The organism is Pseudomonas sp. MS15a(2019) (assembly GCF_013277805.1).
GTDB classification, from domain to species: Bacteria; Pseudomonadota; Gammaproteobacteria; order Pseudomonadales; family Pseudomonadaceae; genus Chryseomonas; species Chryseomonas benzopyrenica.
The window spans coordinates 340,418-355,528 of record NZ_VBTN01000009.1 but is presented as its reverse complement, the minus strand read 5'-3'; the positions used below and the strand labels follow the sequence as shown (position 1 = coordinate 355,528).

Below are 15,111 nucleotides of genomic sequence, written 5' to 3'. Positions count from 1 at the left end.
CCGTTGGGCTTCGCTGCGCTCAGCGCCAACCTACGCGAGAGGCCGGACCATGGTGGCTACCGACGTAGGTTGGGCTGAGACGGCTTCATCGTCGAAGCCCAACAGGGCCCCGGCTGAACCTCGGCACCGTTGGGCTTCGCTGCGCTCAGCACCAACCTACATGAGAGGTCGAACTGCGGTGGCTGCCGACGTAGGTTGGGCTGAGAGGGCTTCATCGTCGAAGCCCAACAGGCCCCCGGCTGAACCTCGGCACCGTTGGGCTTCGCTGCGCTCAGCGCCAACCTACGGAGTCAGGTCCCCTCGATCAGATCGCGGATGCGTACCGCCAGGGCGTCCATGGCGAAGGGCTTGGTCATCACGTGCATGCCGGGCTCCAGATGGCCGTTGCCGACCACCGCGTTCTCCGCGTAGCCGGTGATGAACAGTACCTTGAGGCCCGGGCGGCGCTGGCGGGCGGCGTCGGCCATCTGCCGGCCGTTCATGCCGCCGGGCAGGCCGACGTCGCTGATCAGCAGGTCGATGCGCACATCGGATTCCAGCAGTCGCAACCCGGAGCCGGCATCCGCCGCTTCCAGGGCGGCGTAGCCCAGTTCTTCCAGCACCTCCACCACCAGCATCCGTACCGTGGGTTCGTCATCCACCACCAGCACCGTCTCGCCGTGACCCTGGCGTGGCAGCGCCGGTTGGCTGGCGATGAGGTCCACACCCGCTGCCGTTTCGCGGTGGCGCGGCAGGAAAAGGGTGACGCTGGTGCCCTCATCGACCTGGGAATGGATGCGCGCCTGGCCGCCGGACTGGCGCACGAAGCCGTAGATCATCGACAGGCCGAGCCCGGTACCCACGCCGATCGGCTTGGTGGTGAAGAAGGGGTCGAAGGCCTTGGCGATCACCTCGGGCGGCATGCCGCAGCCGTTATCGGTCACCGAGAGGGCGATGTATTCGCCCGGCTCCAGGTCGCGGACCCGGGCCATGCGCGCATCCAGCGCCCGATTGGCGGTCTCGATGAAGATGCGGCCACCCTCGGGCATGGCGTCGCGGGCGTTGATGCAGAGGTTGAGCAGGGCATTTTCCAGCTGCGGCGGATCGACCAGGGTCGACCAGAGTTCGCTGCTGGCCACCACCTCGATCTGGATCGCCGGACCCACCGTGCGGCGGATCAGGTCTTCCATGCCGGCCACTAGGCGATTGACGTCGGTGGGCTTGGGATCCAGCGTCTGCCGGCGGGAAAAGGCCAGCAGCCGGTGGGTCAGGGCGGCGGCGCGGATGGCGGCGCCCTGGGCGGCGGTGGTGTAGCGCTCGAGATTGTTCAGCCTACCCTGGCCGATGCGCACCGTGAGCAGGTCCAGACTGCCGACGATGCCGGCGAGCAGGTTGTTGAAGTCGTGGGCCAGGCCGCCGGTGAGTTGGCCGACCGCTTCCATCTTCTGTGATTGGCGCAGCTGTTCTTCCAGCAGCGCCTGGGTCTCCGCGGCGTCCTTCTCGCGGGTGATATCGCGCCCGGCACCGGTGACGTGCTCCTGATCGGTATCTAGCGACAGCGTCCAGGACAGCCAGCGCCAGCTGCCATTCGCCGCCTGGACACGATTCTCCACCCGGGTCGGCAGGCCGCTGCGGCGCAGGTCGTCCAGCGCTACCAGCACGCCCGGTAGATCGTCGGGGTGAATGAGTTCGGTGTAGGGGCGGCTGAGCAACTCGGCCTCGGAATAGCCCAGGCCGCGCGACCAGGATGGACTCACCCGCAGCAGCTGCCCGGCGAAGTCGGCGGTGAGCAGCAGGTCCTCGCTGAGCGCCCAGAGCCGGTCGCGTTCCGCGGTGCGCGCCTGGACTTCCTGGCTGAGGCTGAGATTCTGCGCCTGGATCAGCGCCTGGGCGTCGCGCTGGACGGTGACGTCCTGGGCGAAGACATAGAAGCCGTCCACCGCGCCGCGCCCATCCCGCCGCGGCCGATAGTGGATGTCGGCGATGCGTCGCCGGCCGTCCGGCCAGGCCCAGGGCAGATCCAGCCGCGCCGGGGTGCCGTCCAGGGCGGCCTGGATGGCCGGGCGGCGGGCAGCGAACAGCTCCGGCGCGAAGACCTCGGCCATGCTGCGACCGAGGATGCTCTGCGGCGCATCCTTGAACCACTTGGGCGCCTCGACGTTGGCGAAGCGATAGATCAGGTCGCGATCGACGAAGGCGATCAGGCAGGGCAGGGTGTCGGCCACCAGGCGCAGATTGAGTTCGCTGTCGCGCAGTGCACGTTCCGCGGTCAGCCGCGCCGTCGCCGAGCGGGTGCGATTGGCGACCTCGCGGATGAATTGCAACTCGGCCGGCGTCCAGCGCCGCGGCTGACTGGAACCGACATAGAGCAGGGCCACCAGGTTGCCGTGCTCGAACAGCGGCAGGTTGACCAGGGCGCGGGTCTCCAGGCGTTGCAGCGCCGCGAGGTTGTCACGGGCGCGCGGGTCCGCGTGCACATCCTCGATCACCACGGTTTCGCCGCGCTTGAAAGACTCGCTGTAGCTGCCGTAGTCGTGGAAGTTCAGGGTGCCCATCAGGCTGCGGGCGCCCGGGATCGTCCAGTCGCGCCCCACGGTGATGGTCTCGGCCTCGGCGTCCACCAGGCCATAGCCCACCAGGTGGGCATCCAGGCTGGTACCCAGGGTGGCGCAGGCGAGGTCGGTGACGGCTTCGATGTCGCCCAGCTGGCTGAAGCCTTCACCGAGTTCGGCCAGGGCCCTGCGATAACGCTCTTCGTCGCGGGTGGCCTGGGCGGCCTGCTCGCGCTCGGTGACATCCAGGAACAGCACCAGAAAGCTGTCGGGACCGGCCTTGTGCGCATGGCCTTCGTACCAGCGCCCGTTGTGCTGGAATTGCCGCACGTAGCTGAACGACTGGCCGGTATCCACCACCCGGGTGAAGTCTTCCACCCAGAGGTCTTCGAGATCGGGAAACAGGCTGCGCGCGGTCTGGCCGACCGCCTGTTGCGCACTCAAGCCGAAGTGCGCGCACCAGGCCCGGTTGACCTGGTCATAGCGCCAGTCCCGGCCGCGGCCCTGGTCATCGCGCAGGATGGTGCCGAGGATGAAGCCCTCGTCCAGTTGCTCGAACAGGCCGCGCCAGTAGCGCTCGCTCTCCGCCAGCTGCTGCTGCACCTCGCCCACGTAGCGCTGGCTGTCGCGCAGGGCCTCGCCGGCCAGGTGCTGGGACGTGCGGTCGCGGAGGATCTTGACGAAGCCGGTATGGGTGCCGGCGTCGTCGTGCAGCGGATGCATCTCGCCACTGGCCCAGAAGCGAGTGCCGTCGCGGCGCAGGTGCCAGCGCTCATCCTCGGCACGGCCGTCCTGCAGGGCCAGCCGCATTTCCAGCGCGGCTCGGCCGCTCTGGTTGTCTTCCGGGGTGAAGAAGCGCTCCGCCGGTGCACCGCGAATCTCCGCGGCGGTCCAGCCCAGCAGGCGTTCGGCGCCGCTGTTCCAGTCGGCGATCACCCCGGCCGGATCGAGCACGATCATGGCGAAATCGATGGCGCCATCGAAGATTGCCAGGCGCCGTTGGGCGTCCTGGGGCGGCAGCGCGGTGCACTGGTCGAGCGCGGCGCGCAGGCGGCGTACTTCGGCCTGGAGTTCAGCGTGAGAGAGAGCGGATTCAGCCATGGGATCTTTCGAACAGGTGGGCAGCGAAAGCAGACGGCGGTGACGTCCAGCGAGAGCCTTAGAGTAGGAGAGTCGGGCGCCGGCCAGCGATCTGCCGGCACCTTTTTCCGACAGACAGGGAATTAAGTAGCCGCTGCGGCATCAGACAAGTGCCAGTACCAACCGGCCAGCCGTCCATCCGAGGGTTGTGATCCAATTCGAGTAATTTCGGTCTATTTAGTCGTACTAATGAAGTAGCGTTGCCATGACCGATGTAGTTTCTTCCGCAGCCGTTACCACTGTGCTGGTCGTCGAAGACGATCCCGTACTGCGCTCGCTGGCGACGGAGGTGTTCGAAATGGAAGGCTACGCCGTCCAGTCGTTCGACACCGCCGATGCCGCCTGGTGCTGGTTCGAAGCCGATCCATTGCCGCCCGATCTGCTGTTCACCGATGTGCGCATGCCCGGTCGGTTGGACGGGCTCGCCCTGGCCAAACAGGTCCGCCAACGGTTTCCACAGTTGCCCATCCTGGTGTCCTCTGGATACACCGGCCAGCAATATGCCGAACGCGAAGACCGGGCGCTGTTCCTGCCCAAGCCCTGGACCATCGACCAGTTGCTGAAGGCCTGCGGGCAGCTGGGCGTCTAGTCGCCTGCCTGACGCGCTCGCGCCAGGCGTACCGCCGAATCCACCTCATCCAGCGTCCAGGGCTTCTGCAGGAAGATCACCTGAGGGGGCAACGTGGTGGTGATTTCGTAGCCGTAGCCGGAAGTGATCACCATGGGCAACTCGGGCCAGCGCTGCAGCAGCATCTGCGCCAGCTCGCCGCCGCGCAACTGGCCGGGCATCAGGTGATCGGTAACGACCAGGGCCGGCGCTTCCTGGCATTGCAGCAGATGCACCAGGGCATCGTCGGCATTGTCGAAGCGGGTACAGGCCCACTGCAATTGTTCTTCGAGATGATTGCCCAGCAGCTCGGCGAGCAGACTGTTGTCTTCGATGACGACGGCATAGGGCAGGGCGGTAGACGAAGTCATCGGGACATCCGGAACGCGATGAGGCAATTCCGGAAGTCTAGCAGAGCCCTGTCGGTCTCAGTCTGGCTTTCGTCTGACCATTGTCAGATCTCCAAGACGATCTTGCCGAAATGGCTGCCGTCCTTCTGGAAGGCGAAGGCCTCGGCGATCTCGGCCAGGGGATAGCCGCGATCGATGACCGGCTTGATCCCGTTACTCTCCAGCGCCTGGATCATCTCCTGCTGATGGCGGCGACTGCCGACGATCAACCCCTGCAGTCGTTGGTGCCGACGCATCAGATTGGCGGTGGGGACCTGGCCCTCGACGCCGGTGAGCACGCCGATCAGCGCCAGATGACCATGGATACGCGCGGCCTGGATGGATTGCGCCAGCGTCGCCGGGCCGCCCACTTCCACCACGATGTCGACGCCGCGCCCCCCGGTGATGGCCTGTACCTTGGCGCCCCATTCCGGCTCGTCGCGGTAATTGATCAGGTGATCGGCGCCCAAGGCATAGGCACGCTGCAGCTTCTCGTCCGACGAAGAGGTGGCGATCACCGTGGCGCCCATGGCCTTGGCCAGCTGCAGGGCGAAGATGGACACCCCGCCGGTGCCCATGACCAGCACGCTGTCGCCGGCCTTGAGATTGCCGTCCACCACCAGGGCACGCCAGGCGGTGAGCCCGGCGGTGGTCAGGGTCGCCGCCTCGGCATGGCTGTAGCCCTTGGGCGCGCGGGTAAAGGCCGTGGCCGGGCGCACCACTACCTCGCAGGCGAAGCCGTCGATGCCATCGCCGGGCGTGGTGGAAAAATCGTCGATTGTCGGCTCGCCGTCCAGCCACTGGGGAAAGAAGGTCGAGACCACCTGATCGCCCACGGCGAATTCGCTGACGCCTGCGCCCACGGCCTCGACCACCCCGGCGCCATCGGACATGGGAATGCGCCCATCGGCGGTCGGCATCTTGCCGAGCACCACGCCCAGATCATGGAAATTCAGCGAGCTGGCCTTGATCCGCACGCGGATCTCGCCGGCTCCGGGCTGACCGGGATCGGGCAGTTCACAGTGTTCCAGCTGATCCAGACCACCGGGTTTGCGTAGGCGTATGGCGTGCATGAAAGATCCTCCGGACTATGGCGAGCAGGACGCTCGCGGGTCTGTAGAGGACCACGGTGCCGGGCGCAGGATTCCCGAAGGAGTCCTGCGCCCATGGCCTTACTTGATCGCCTTCTGCAGTTGCTGCAGCTGCTCGGTGCGGGTGTTCAGGCGGGTTTCGCCGCGCTGGGCATCGACCTTCTTCAGCTCGGCCTCAGCCATGCGCAGCTTGATGGTCTGCATGGCGGTCTGGATGCGTTGCTGGGTCAGGTAGGCCAGCTGGTCGACGGTGCGCTCGTTCTCACCGTCCTTGTAGGCCTTGTCGGTCTTGGCCAGCCAGGTGCCGGCATCCTTGGTTTCCAGCGCCGCCAGCTGGGTGGCCTGGGGCTGGGATTCGAGGGCGGCGTAGTCGTTGCGCGCCTTTTCCAGATTGGGGTTGGGCGGGGTGGCGCAGGCGGCCAGGGTGAGGGTCAGGGCCGACAGTACTGGAAGCAGAAAACGTTTACGCATGGGTTTCGTCCTTCAAGAGAGCGGGCAGCCTTACTGCTGCACCTTTTTCTGTAGATTCTGTTGCAGCTGAAGGTTGATCTGACCTTCCTCGCGGATCTGCTGGATGCTGTTCTGGGCATCCTGCAGCGCCGTCGTGGCCTTGGCGGCCTGGGTCTTGCGAGTCGCCAGGCGGGCATCCCACTCGGCCTGCTCGGCCAGGCGCTTGGCGTCGTCGTATTTCTCGTTGGAAAGCGCCGTTTGGGCCTGGGTCCACTTGTCCTGGGCCGACTTGGTCTCGATCGGGGCGAACTGGTTGCCGCCGCCGCTCACGGCTTCGTTGACGGCCGATTGGGTCACGGCCATCTGCGCGGTCGGCGGATTGCCGGCGCAGCCCGCGAGGAGCAGACCGCCACCCAGGACCAGGCTGGCGAGCAGCGCACGAGGCGCGGAGAACGGGGAGGCGCGAGAGGGACCGGTTTTCATCCGAACATTCCTGGCAGGTCGCCCGGAATGGGCGACAGTGCCTGTGAGACGACGAAAACGCGGCGAGGTTCGCTGCAACCGCTGCGCTAAAGGGCAGGGTGTCCTGGCCGATATACGTTGTCAGACAACAACAGGGCCAGCGGCCACGGAGATTCCATGCTGTTACGCAATTGCAACATCGCGCCCCGCGCGGCGCTAGGCTTCGGCCTGATCGCCCTGATGGTGGCTTTTCTCGGCCTGTTTTCCCTGGCGCAGATGGCGGGTATCCGCGAACGCCAGGTGGTGACGGAGCGCGACTGGGTGCCGAGCATTCGCGCGGTGGACGCCATCCGCGAGAACATGCTGCGCATCCGCACCATCTCCTTGCGGCTGGCGCTGGACCCGGAACCGCGCAACATCGACACCTATGTCAGCCAGTACGAGGCGCGCAACAAGGTGCTCATGGAGGGCATCAAGGCCTATGAGGTCTTTGTCGACACCCCCGAGGAGCACCAGCGCTGGGACCTGTTCAAGCGCGATTTCGCCACCTATCAGCAGGGCATGACCGAGTCCTTCGCCCTGGCGCGGCGGGGCGATACCGTCGCGCTCAACAAACTGACCCTGGTGGACATGAAACCGGTGGTGGACGGCACCGGCAAGCAGCTGGGCGAGTTGGGCGACCTCTATGCCGAGGGTATCGAACGCGATGGCAAGGTCTCGGCGGACCGCTATGAGGCCTCACGGCTGATCGTCATCGCGGTGATCGTCCTGGCCGCCCTGGCCACGGTGCTCATGGCCTGGCTGCTGACCCGCAGCATCGTCGGACCGCTGCGCGAGGCGCTGCTGGCCGCCCGCCGTGTCGCCCAGGGCGACCTGACCCAGACCCTGGCGGTGCAGGGGCGTGACGAGGTGAGCGAATTGCAGCGCGCCTTGCAGCAGATGCAGGGGCAGTTGCGTGAGACCCTCTCGCGCATCGCCGGCTCCTCCACCCAGTTGGCCACCGCCGCCGAAGAGCTCAATGCGGTCACCGAGGCCGCGGGCCAGGGCCTGCAGCAGCAGAACCAGGAGATCGAACAGGCCGCTACCGCCGTCACCGAGATGAGCACCGCGGTGGACGAGGTGGCGCGCAACGCCGTCTCCACCTCCGAGGCCTCGCGGGCCTCCAGCCAGGCCGCACAGCAGGGCCAGACCCGCGTCGCGGAAACCCTGGGCGCCATCGAGGCGCTGTCCGACGAGGTCGCGGCCACCGGGACGGTGGTCCAGCGCCTGGCCGAGCAGTCCCAGGACATCGGCAAGGTGCTCGACGTCATTCGCGCCATCGCCGAGCAGACCAACCTGCTGGCGCTCAATGCCGCCATCGAGGCGGCGCGGGCCGGTGAGGCCGGGCGTGGCTTCGCCGTGGTGGCCGACGAGGTGCGCGCCCTGGCCAGCCGTACCCAGCAGTCCACCCTGGAGATCGAGCAGATGGTCTCGGGCATGCGCAGCGGCGCCAGTCAGGCCCTGGGTTCCATGCACAGCAGCAGTCAGCGGGCCCAGGCCACGCGGGCCCTGGCGGAAACCGCCGGGGTGGCGCTGGACGAGATCAACAGTCGCATCGGCGAGATGTACGAGCGCAACCTGGTGATCGCCAGCGCGGCCGAAGAGCAGGCGCAGGTAGCCCGGGAAGTGGATCGCAATCTGGTCAACATCCGCGATCTCTCCACCCAGTCCGCCGACGGAGCCCGCCAGACCAGTGCCGCCAGCCAGGAATTGTCCCGGCTGGCGGTGGATCTGCAGGGGCTGGTGAATCGCTTCCAGGTCTGAACCGCTAGACGCGCACCGCCTGGTACAGCGCCCGGATCAGATCCGACTGGGTGATGATGCCCACCAGGCGGCGCGAGCCGTCGATGATGGGGATGTGGCGGTGGCCGTTCTCGGAAAACACCGGTACCAGATCGATCAGCAGGCGATCGGCGCTGGCCACCCGCACGGTACGGGTCATGATGCGGCCGACGCTGTGTTCGTCCTGGCGCGCCTTCGGCCGGACCAGGGAGCGCAGGCGCCAGCCGAGGCCCTCGTGCACGTCCAGGTCGATCTGCCGCATGAAATCGGCGACGGTGACGATGCCCAGCAGATAGCCCTGGCGATCCACCACCGGCAGCGCCTTGATGCGCCGGGCGCGCATCAGCGCCCAGGCTTCCTGCAGCGGCATCTCGGCACGGGCCGTCACCGGTTGCTGGCTCATGACATCGGCGCAGCGTAATTCGCCCATCTTGCGCTGGTAGGCGCGCGCCTCCACCTGTTCGAGCAATTCGGCGAGGTCGTCGCGGCTGATGTCCAGCACCTGGTTGTAGCGCGCCAGCACGGCGTCCAGGTCGGCACGCTGCAGGCGCGTCTCGCTGCTCGGCTCGGCCGGGCGAGGCACATGGGGCCAGGGGCGCCGGGTCAGGTTGTTGTAGAGCAGACCGGCGCTCACCAGCAGCAGCGAATCCAGCGCCACCGGACTCCAGGCGTAGCTGAAGTCCTGGGCGCCGATGAGCACCATCAGTAGCGCCGAGGCGCCACCCGGAGGGTGCAGGCAGCGCAAGGTGAACATGGCGGCGATGGCCAGGGCGACCGCCACGGCGGCGGCCAGATTGGCTTCGGGAATCCACCGCGCGCAGGCGATGCCGATCAGCGCCGCCAGGGTATTGCCACCCACCACCGACCAGGGCTGCGCCAGGGGACTGGAGGGCAGGGCGAACACCAGCACGGCGCTGGCGCCCAGCGGCGCCACCAGGGCCAGTGCCAGGGCGCCGTGCTGATGCACCGGCTGGCCTTCCAGCCACCAGGCCGCCAGCAGCGCCGCGAGCAGGATGCCGAGGCCGGCGCCCAGGCTGGCGCGTAGTCGCTCGCGCCCGTCGATGGGTAGCGGTGCGGGCCAGAAGGCGCGCAGACCCTGGGCCAGGCGCGCGGAAAGGGAGGGCGAGGGGGACGGCGTAAGGGGTTCCTGGGACATGGGAAAGCAGCTGCTAGGCAGAACGAGGGCGCTGATGGTCCTCCCTGTACGCCGCCCTGGCAAGACCGAACCGGCCCCTGTGCCGCCTCTTCCAGCGGTCAGGCAGCGCTCCAGAGCGTCTGCCGCCCCAGGTGGATTTTCTACTGCGAGGGGCCGTCCGCCGTAGTAGGATTATCGGCTGGGTGTCGCCGCAGTCGCGCGGTAGGACAGGTTGAATCGAGCGCAGGTCGGGCCGCCGCGCGGAGTCCTGCTGCCCATGTCACCCCTACCTTCCATCAAGGCCCTGGCCTTCGTTCAGCGCTTCTGCGCCGCCGAGGCCGCCGGCGGCATCGTATTGATGGTCGCCGCGGCCATCGCCCTCATCGTCGCCAACTCGCCGCTGGCCGAGGGCTACTTCGCCAGCCTGCATTGGTACGTCGGTGGGCTCTCTGTCGGTCACTGGATCAACGACGGCCTGATGGCCCTCTTCTTTCTGCTGGTGGGCCTGGAGATCAAGCGCGAGATGGCGGTCGGCCAACTCGCCAGCTGGGGCGATCGCGCCCTGCCGGGCCTCGCGGCCCTGGGCGGCATGCTGGTGCCGGCGCTGCTCTATGCCCTGGTCAATCGCCACGATCCCCAGACCCTCTCGGGTTGGGCGATTCCCGCCGCCACCGACATCGCCTTCGCCCTCGGCGTGCTGTCGCTGCTGGGGTCGCGGGTGCCGGTATCGCTCAAGGTCTTCCTTTCGGCGCTGGCCATCCTCGACGACCTCGGCGCGGTGCTGATCATCGCCCTGTTCTATACCAGCGATCTCTCCGCCAGCATGCTGCTGGCCGCGGCAGGGCTGGTGGCGGTGCTGTTCGTGCTCAACCGCCTCAAGGTCACCGCCCTGCTGCCCTATCTGCTGGTCGGGGCGCTGCTGTGGTTCTGCATGCTGCGCTCGGGCATCCATGCGACCCTGGCCGGGGTGATCCTGGCGTTGTTCATTCCCCTGGGCGATAGCGCGGCCGACGACGCCTCGCCGCTGCTCCGGCTGGAATCCGTGCTGCATCCCTGGGTAGCCTTCCTCATCGTGCCCGTGTTCGGTTTCGCCAATGCCGGGGTCTCCCTGGCCGGCATTTCCCTTGGCAATCTGCTGGACCCGGTGCCGCTGGGCGTCGCCTTGGGGCTGTTTCTCGGCAAGCAGGTGGGCATCTCGCTGATGGCGCTGCTGGCTATCCGCAGTGGCCTGGCGCGGCTGCCGGAGGGTGCCAGCTGGCTGCAGCTCTATGGCGTGGCCCTGCTTTGCGGGATTGGCTTTACCATGAGTCTGTTCATTGGTGCCCTGGCCTTTCCGGGTGCGCCCTTCCTGGTCGACGAGGTCAAGATCGGGGTGCTGCTGGGCTCGCTGCTGTCAGCCCTGGCCGGCATCGCCGTGCTGCTGGTCGCCGCCCGTCGTCGTTGAGAGGAGTTCGAGATGCCCTATGCGCTGTTCGCGGTGATGTTCGGTGGTGCCCTGGGGAGCGCCTGCCGCTGGTGGGTCGGTCTGCGGCTGAATGCACTGTTCCCGCTGCTGCCGATGGGCACCCTGCTGGTGAACCTGGTCGGCGGCTTCGTCATCGGTCTGGCGCTGGGGCTGTTCGCTCGCTATCCAGGGCTGGACGTGCAATGGAAACTGCTTCTGGTGACCGGCTTCTGCGGCGGCTTCACCACCTTCTCGACCTTTTCCGCCGAGGTGGTGACGCTGCTGCAGAGCGGTCGCCTGGGCTGGGCGGCGCTCACCATCACCGCCCATGTGCTGGGATCGCTGCTGCTGACCCTGGCCGGGTTCGCCCTGGCCGGTCGCCTCGGCTGAGTCGACCGGCCGTTGCCCGTCAGACGGGGGCCACCGGGGCGGTGGGGGCCTGGCGCCGCGGCTTGAATTTCAGTGCCGGCGCCTCGATCAGGTGCCAGGACAGCACCGCAAGGCCCAGGGTCAGGACGTAGCTCACCACCAGGAAACCGGGCAGCGAGAAGCTGTCGGGAAACCAGTGCATGAGCAACTGCTGGACCGGGAAGTTGAACAGGTAGAGGCCGTAGGAATAGTCGCCGAAGCGGCCGAAGCCGTGTAGCACCGGCACCTGTACCTGGGCCAGGTAGATGATCACATAGGCCAGGGACACCAGGTGGATCACCGGCAGCACGTGCCAGACGATGGCTGCCAGCGACAGCAGACAGAGCGCCAGGGCCAGGTCCAGTCGCCAGGGGATGCGCGGCCCGGCCAGTTGCAGCAGGGCACCGGCGAAAAAGAACATGCCCAGGCTGAACACCTTGTGCAGCACGAAGCTGGCGATGCCCATCTGCGGCAGCAGCAGGAAGTTGCCCACCACCAGCACCACCAGGGTGGCCATGACCACCGAGCGGGTCAGCAGCCCCAGCACCCCGATGATCAGCAGCGACAGGTACATGAAGACCTCGTAGGGCAGGGTCCAGTAGCTGCCGTTCACCGTGTCGGGAAAGGGATTGCCGGTGAAGACGCCGGGCAGTTCGAAGCGCGTCATCAAGAGGATGTTCTTGAAGAAGCCCAGGGTCTGGCGATCGCTGAAGTAGGCGCTCGTCTCGCGACTGGTGGCGAGCCAGCCCACCACCAGCACCGAGAAGAGCACCGAAACGATCAAGGCCGGAAAAATCCGCAGGGCGCGCTTGGCGAGAAAATCCAGCGGATTGCGGCTGCGCTGGAAGGACGCCGTGATCAGGAAGCCGCTGATCACGAAGAACACATAGACGGCGATGTTGGCCGCGTCGGTGAAACCGGTGAAGTTGAGGATCGGCTCGGCGCCGATGTGACCCGAGAGCCAGAAGCCGTGGCCGATCACCACGGTGGAGGCCGCGGCGAATCTCAGGAAATCGAAGTTGTTGCGTCCCTGGGGGACGTGGGCGGTGGTCATGTCTGCTCCTCGCAGCCGTGGCCCATGCCGCGGCCGCTGCCCGGGAGCGGACTCCAGGCGGACGGCGACGCACACGGCATCGGCGGGAACGCCCGTCAGCGCGACGGACGCAGGCAAAGGCCGCTGCCGGCCATACCGGCAACGAAAGGGCGACAGCCGACGCGATCAGCGAGATCGGCCAGCCAGCGAGGGCAGGGGCTATGGGGGGCTGAGCGGCGCGAAAGCGGGCGTCATGCGCCAGGACTCCGGGAGAGCGGTACCGCGAGAGGCGACGGGGGCGACGAGACGCGCGCAGGCGAACGGGGTCTGGGGCCTCCCGGCCGCCCCTTGCGCTGCGCGCGCCTCGTGCATCAGGCGCTGGCCTGCAGCGGCTGGTCGTGCGCTTCTTGCGGTTGTTCCAGGGCGAAGGGCTCCTGGGCGAAATAGAGGGCGGCGCTCTGGCGGGCGTGGTCGCCGAATTCCTGTGGGTGGCGCATGACGATCCGTTCGAAGGCGCCCGGCTCCAGGCCGTCTTCATAGAAGCCGTTGTGGCACTGCAGGATGCCCGAGGCGCAGACGCTACGCTCGACGGCGGCGATCAGGCCGCCGGCTCTGAGACTCTTGACGATGTTGTGCGGCAGCCGCTGGCGGCGTCTCAGACTGGCGGCGGTGTCGCTGAGGGTATCGAGGATCTCGGTCTCGGCCGGCGACAGCTTGCGTACGTCCAGCTTGGACTTCTGCACCAGGTAGCGACGGGAGAGCAGGCGGGCTTGGTCGTTGAGCGCCTTGAGCACCGTACCGCTGAGTTCACCACGGGTGAACAGACCGGTTTCCAGAGCGATCAGGTAGGACCAATCGTTGATGAGCGGAATCTTGCTGATGTCACGTTCCATGTGAATGCCTGCGTCCATATAAGTTGGCTAATTGAGGATATGAAGCCTCAATGGTTCCAGATCGCCAGTATAAGGTGACGAGTGGCATAGAATTTGACGGTCCTGACAAGAATTGTCGGTTTTTTGTCGAAGTGGGTCACGCCTTGAGGATGCAACCTCAACGCTGCGCTTGGGGTCACTAGCTGGAGTCCTGGCGCGAGTCGGGTGACCCTCCGTAACCTCAGGTGATGAGATGAGTGACCCTGTAGCCGCTTCGACCCCCGCCGATCTGCAGTGCGACGTCGCCGTGATCGGCGCCGGAACCGCGGGCCTCGCCGCCGAACGCGCCGCCCGGCGCCAGGGCGCCAGCACCCTGTTGATTGATGACCGCTGGGCCGGTACCACCTGTGCCTCGGTGGGCTGCATGCCTTCCAAGTTGCTGATCGTCGCCGGCGAGGCCCATCACGCCGTCCAGCGCGCCGGCCTCTTTGGCATCGAGGTGGGCAACGTGGGCGTCGATGGCGCAGCCGTCATGGCGCGGGTACGACGTGAGCGTGATCATTTCGTCGCCGCAACCAAACAAGGTTTTGAGAAATTACCCGAGGGTGTCGCCCAGCACGCCACCGCCCGCTTCGTGGCGCCGGATCGACTGCAGCTCAGTAATGGTAAGACTGTTAAGGCCCGTAGCGTGATCATCGCCACCGGCTCCTATCCCCTGGTCCCCGAGCCTTTCGATGCGCTCGGCGACCGGGCCCTGACCAACGAGACGCTCTTCGAGCTGGCCGATCTGCCACGTTCCCTGGCGGTGATCGGCACCGGTCCGGTGGGCCTGGAGCTGGCCCAGGCCATGGCCCGGCTCGGGGTGGCCGTCACCCTGTTCGGCCAGGACGACGGCCTGGGCGCGCTCAAGGACGCCGAGGTCAAGGCCGAGCTGCACCGGATCCTGGCGCAGGACCTGACCCTGTACCTGAATGTAGAGGTGGATGCCCGCCGTGAGGGCGCGGGCGTGCGGCTGTCCTGGTCCGGTGCCGCGACTGGCGAGGGCGACTTCGATTATGTGCTGGTGGCCGCCGGCCGTCCGCCGCGGCTGAAGGGCCTGGGCCTGGAAACCACCGGCATCGAGCTGGACGACCATGGCACGCCGGTCTACGACCCCAAGACACTGCAGTGCGGGTCCTCGTCGATCTTCATCGCTGGCGATGCCGACCATGACCGGCCGATTCTCCATGAAGCCTCCGACGAGGGCGCCATCGCCGGGCACAATGCCGCCTGCTATCCCGAGGTACGGCCCACACCGAGATCGCCGCTGTTTTCGCTGATCTTCACCGATCCGCCGGTGGCCGTATTGGGCAGTCCGCCCGATGAGGACAGCCTGATCGGCACCTCTTCCTACCACGACCAGGGCCGCGCCCGGGTCGAGGCGCGCAACCAGGGCATCGCCCGCTTCTATGCCGAGCCAGGCACCGGTAAGCTCACCGGCGCCGCCATGGTCGGGCCGGGCATGGACCATATCGGCCACCTGCTGGTGCTGGCGCTGATACATGGCGAGACCGCCAGTTCGCTGCTCGACATGCCCTTCTATCACCCCACCCTCGAAGAGGGCCTCAAGAGCGGCCTGCGCGAGATCTGCCAGGCGGCCCACAGCAGCCTGCGCGGCGATCGCGACCAGGGTTCGCCGTCCGGGGCTTGAGGTGAGGGGGGTTGGGCTTCGACGATAGGGCCGTCTCA

General features: G+C 67.0%; 12 protein-coding genes and 1 pseudogene. 5 read left to right on the top strand and 8 right to left on the bottom strand.

Annotated elements, in window-relative coordinates; genetic code table 11:
- Positions 1-290: 290 nt before the first annotated feature.
- Positions 291-3,632, bottom strand: coding sequence for a PAS domain S-box protein (locus FEZ61_RS24435; protein ID WP_173149175.1), 3,342 nt, complete (start codon positions 3,630-3,632; stop codon positions 291-293).
- A gap of 244 nt (positions 3,633-3,876) precedes the next feature.
- Between FEZ61_RS24435 and FEZ61_RS14360 the strand changes: the two genes are divergently transcribed.
- Positions 3,877-4,260 carry a response regulator gene (locus FEZ61_RS14360; RefSeq protein WP_051226123.1) on the top strand — a complete coding sequence of 128 codons (384 nt, stop codon included), beginning with the start codon at positions 3,877-3,879 and terminating at the stop codon, positions 4,258-4,260.
- Here the strand turns inward: FEZ61_RS14360 and FEZ61_RS14355 are convergent.
- The 4 genes and pseudogenes from FEZ61_RS14355 to FEZ61_RS14340 all read right to left on the bottom strand — a co-directional run bounded on the left by FEZ61_RS14355 (position 4,257) and on the right by FEZ61_RS14340 (position 6,691).
- Complete coding sequence (locus tag FEZ61_RS14355) at positions 4,257-4,649, bottom strand: response regulator (RefSeq protein ID WP_017638658.1); 393 nt, start codon at positions 4,647-4,649, stop codon at positions 4,257-4,259. The two genes, FEZ61_RS14360 and FEZ61_RS14355, sit on opposite strands and share 4 nt — an antisense overlap.
- A gap of 83 nt (positions 4,650-4,732) precedes the next feature.
- On the bottom strand, positions 4,733-5,740 hold the full coding sequence (locus FEZ61_RS14350) for an NAD(P)-dependent alcohol dehydrogenase (RefSeq protein ID WP_173149174.1): 1,008 nt from the start codon (positions 5,738-5,740) through the stop codon (positions 4,733-4,735).
- 114 nt (positions 5,741-5,854) lie between these two features.
- Positions 5,855-6,229, bottom strand: a pseudogene (locus FEZ61_RS14345) (DUF4398 domain-containing protein); the annotation flags it as partial.
- A gap of 30 nt (positions 6,230-6,259) precedes the next feature.
- On the bottom strand, positions 6,260-6,691 hold the full coding sequence (locus tag FEZ61_RS14340) for a DUF4398 domain-containing protein (RefSeq protein WP_064308457.1): 432 nt from the start codon (positions 6,689-6,691) through the stop codon (positions 6,260-6,262).
- Positions 6,692-6,847: 156 nt separating this feature from the next.
- On the opposite strand from FEZ61_RS14340, the gene FEZ61_RS14335 reads away from it, so the two are divergent.
- The gene (locus FEZ61_RS14335; protein WP_017638662.1) at positions 6,848-8,473 is read left to right on the top strand and encodes a methyl-accepting chemotaxis protein; all 1,626 of its coding nucleotides are present in this window, start codon (positions 6,848-6,850) and stop codon (positions 8,471-8,473) included.
- A gap of 4 nt (positions 8,474-8,477) precedes the next feature.
- On the opposite strand, the gene FEZ61_RS14330 is transcribed toward FEZ61_RS14335, so the two are convergent.
- Entirely contained in the window at positions 8,478-9,647 is a 1,170-nt protein-coding gene (locus tag FEZ61_RS14330; protein WP_064308456.1) for an HPP family protein, read from the bottom strand.
- A gap of 256 nt (positions 9,648-9,903) precedes the next feature.
- Between FEZ61_RS14330 and nhaA the strand changes: the two genes are divergently transcribed.
- Positions 9,904-11,070, top strand: coding sequence for a Na+/H+ antiporter NhaA (gene nhaA, locus FEZ61_RS14325; RefSeq protein ID WP_173149172.1), 1,167 nt, complete (start codon positions 9,904-9,906; stop codon positions 11,068-11,070).
- A 12-nt stretch (positions 11,071-11,082) separates the two neighbouring features.
- A complete protein-coding gene (gene crcB / locus FEZ61_RS14320; protein ID WP_017638665.1) occupies positions 11,083-11,460 on the top strand; it encodes a fluoride efflux transporter CrcB in 378 nt (125 codons plus the stop codon).
- 19 nt (positions 11,461-11,479) lie between these two features.
- On the opposite strand, the gene FEZ61_RS14315 is transcribed toward crcB, so the two are convergent.
- Both FEZ61_RS14315 and FEZ61_RS14310 read right to left on the bottom strand, forming a co-directional pair.
- The gene (locus tag FEZ61_RS14315; RefSeq protein WP_173149170.1) at positions 11,480-12,532 is read right to left on the bottom strand and encodes an acyltransferase; all 1,053 of its coding nucleotides are present in this window, start codon (positions 12,530-12,532) and stop codon (positions 11,480-11,482) included.
- A 350-nt stretch (positions 12,533-12,882) separates the two neighbouring features.
- Complete coding sequence (locus tag FEZ61_RS14310; protein ID WP_064308453.1) at positions 12,883-13,404, bottom strand: hypothetical protein; 522 nt, start codon at positions 13,402-13,404, stop codon at positions 12,883-12,885.
- Positions 13,405-13,636: 232 nt separating this feature from the next.
- Between FEZ61_RS14310 and FEZ61_RS14305 the strand changes: the two genes are divergently transcribed.
- Positions 13,637-15,073, top strand: coding sequence for a dihydrolipoyl dehydrogenase (locus tag FEZ61_RS14305; protein ID WP_173149168.1), 1,437 nt, complete (start codon positions 13,637-13,639; stop codon positions 15,071-15,073).
- The last annotated feature ends 38 nt before the right edge of the window (positions 15,074-15,111 follow it).

Bases quoted from the DNA above. Each gene is read 5' to 3' on its own strand.
- FEZ61_RS24435 (WP_173149175.1), bottom strand. From the start codon at position 3,632: ATGGCTGAATCCGCTCTCTCTCACGCTGAACTCCAGGCCGAAGTACGC.
- FEZ61_RS14360 (WP_051226123.1), top strand. From the start codon at position 3,877: ATGACCGATGTAGTTTCTTCCGCAGCCGTTACCACTGTGCTGGTCGTC.
- FEZ61_RS14355 (WP_017638658.1), bottom strand. From the start codon at position 4,649: ATGACTTCGTCTACCGCCCTGCCCTATGCCGTCGTCATCGAAGACAAC.
- FEZ61_RS14350 (WP_173149174.1), bottom strand. From the start codon at position 5,740: ATGCACGCCATACGCCTACGCAAACCCGGTGGTCTGGATCAGCTGGAA.
- FEZ61_RS14340 (WP_064308457.1), bottom strand. From the start codon at position 6,691: ATGAAAACCGGTCCCTCTCGCGCCTCCCCGTTCTCCGCGCCTCGTGCG.
- FEZ61_RS14335 (WP_017638662.1), top strand. From the start codon at position 6,848: ATGCTGTTACGCAATTGCAACATCGCGCCCCGCGCGGCGCTAGGCTTC.
- FEZ61_RS14330 (WP_064308456.1), bottom strand. From the start codon at position 9,647: ATGTCCCAGGAACCCCTTACGCCGTCCCCCTCGCCCTCCCTTTCCGCG.
- nhaA (WP_173149172.1), top strand. From the start codon at position 9,904: ATGTCACCCCTACCTTCCATCAAGGCCCTGGCCTTCGTTCAGCGCTTC.
- crcB (WP_017638665.1), top strand. From the start codon at position 11,083: ATGCCCTATGCGCTGTTCGCGGTGATGTTCGGTGGTGCCCTGGGGAGC.
- FEZ61_RS14315 (WP_173149170.1), bottom strand. From the start codon at position 12,532: ATGACCACCGCCCACGTCCCCCAGGGACGCAACAACTTCGATTTCCTG.
- FEZ61_RS14310 (WP_064308453.1), bottom strand. From the start codon at position 13,404: ATGGAACGTGACATCAGCAAGATTCCGCTCATCAACGATTGGTCCTAC.
- FEZ61_RS14305 (WP_173149168.1), top strand. From the start codon at position 13,637: ATGAGTGACCCTGTAGCCGCTTCGACCCCCGCCGATCTGCAGTGCGAC.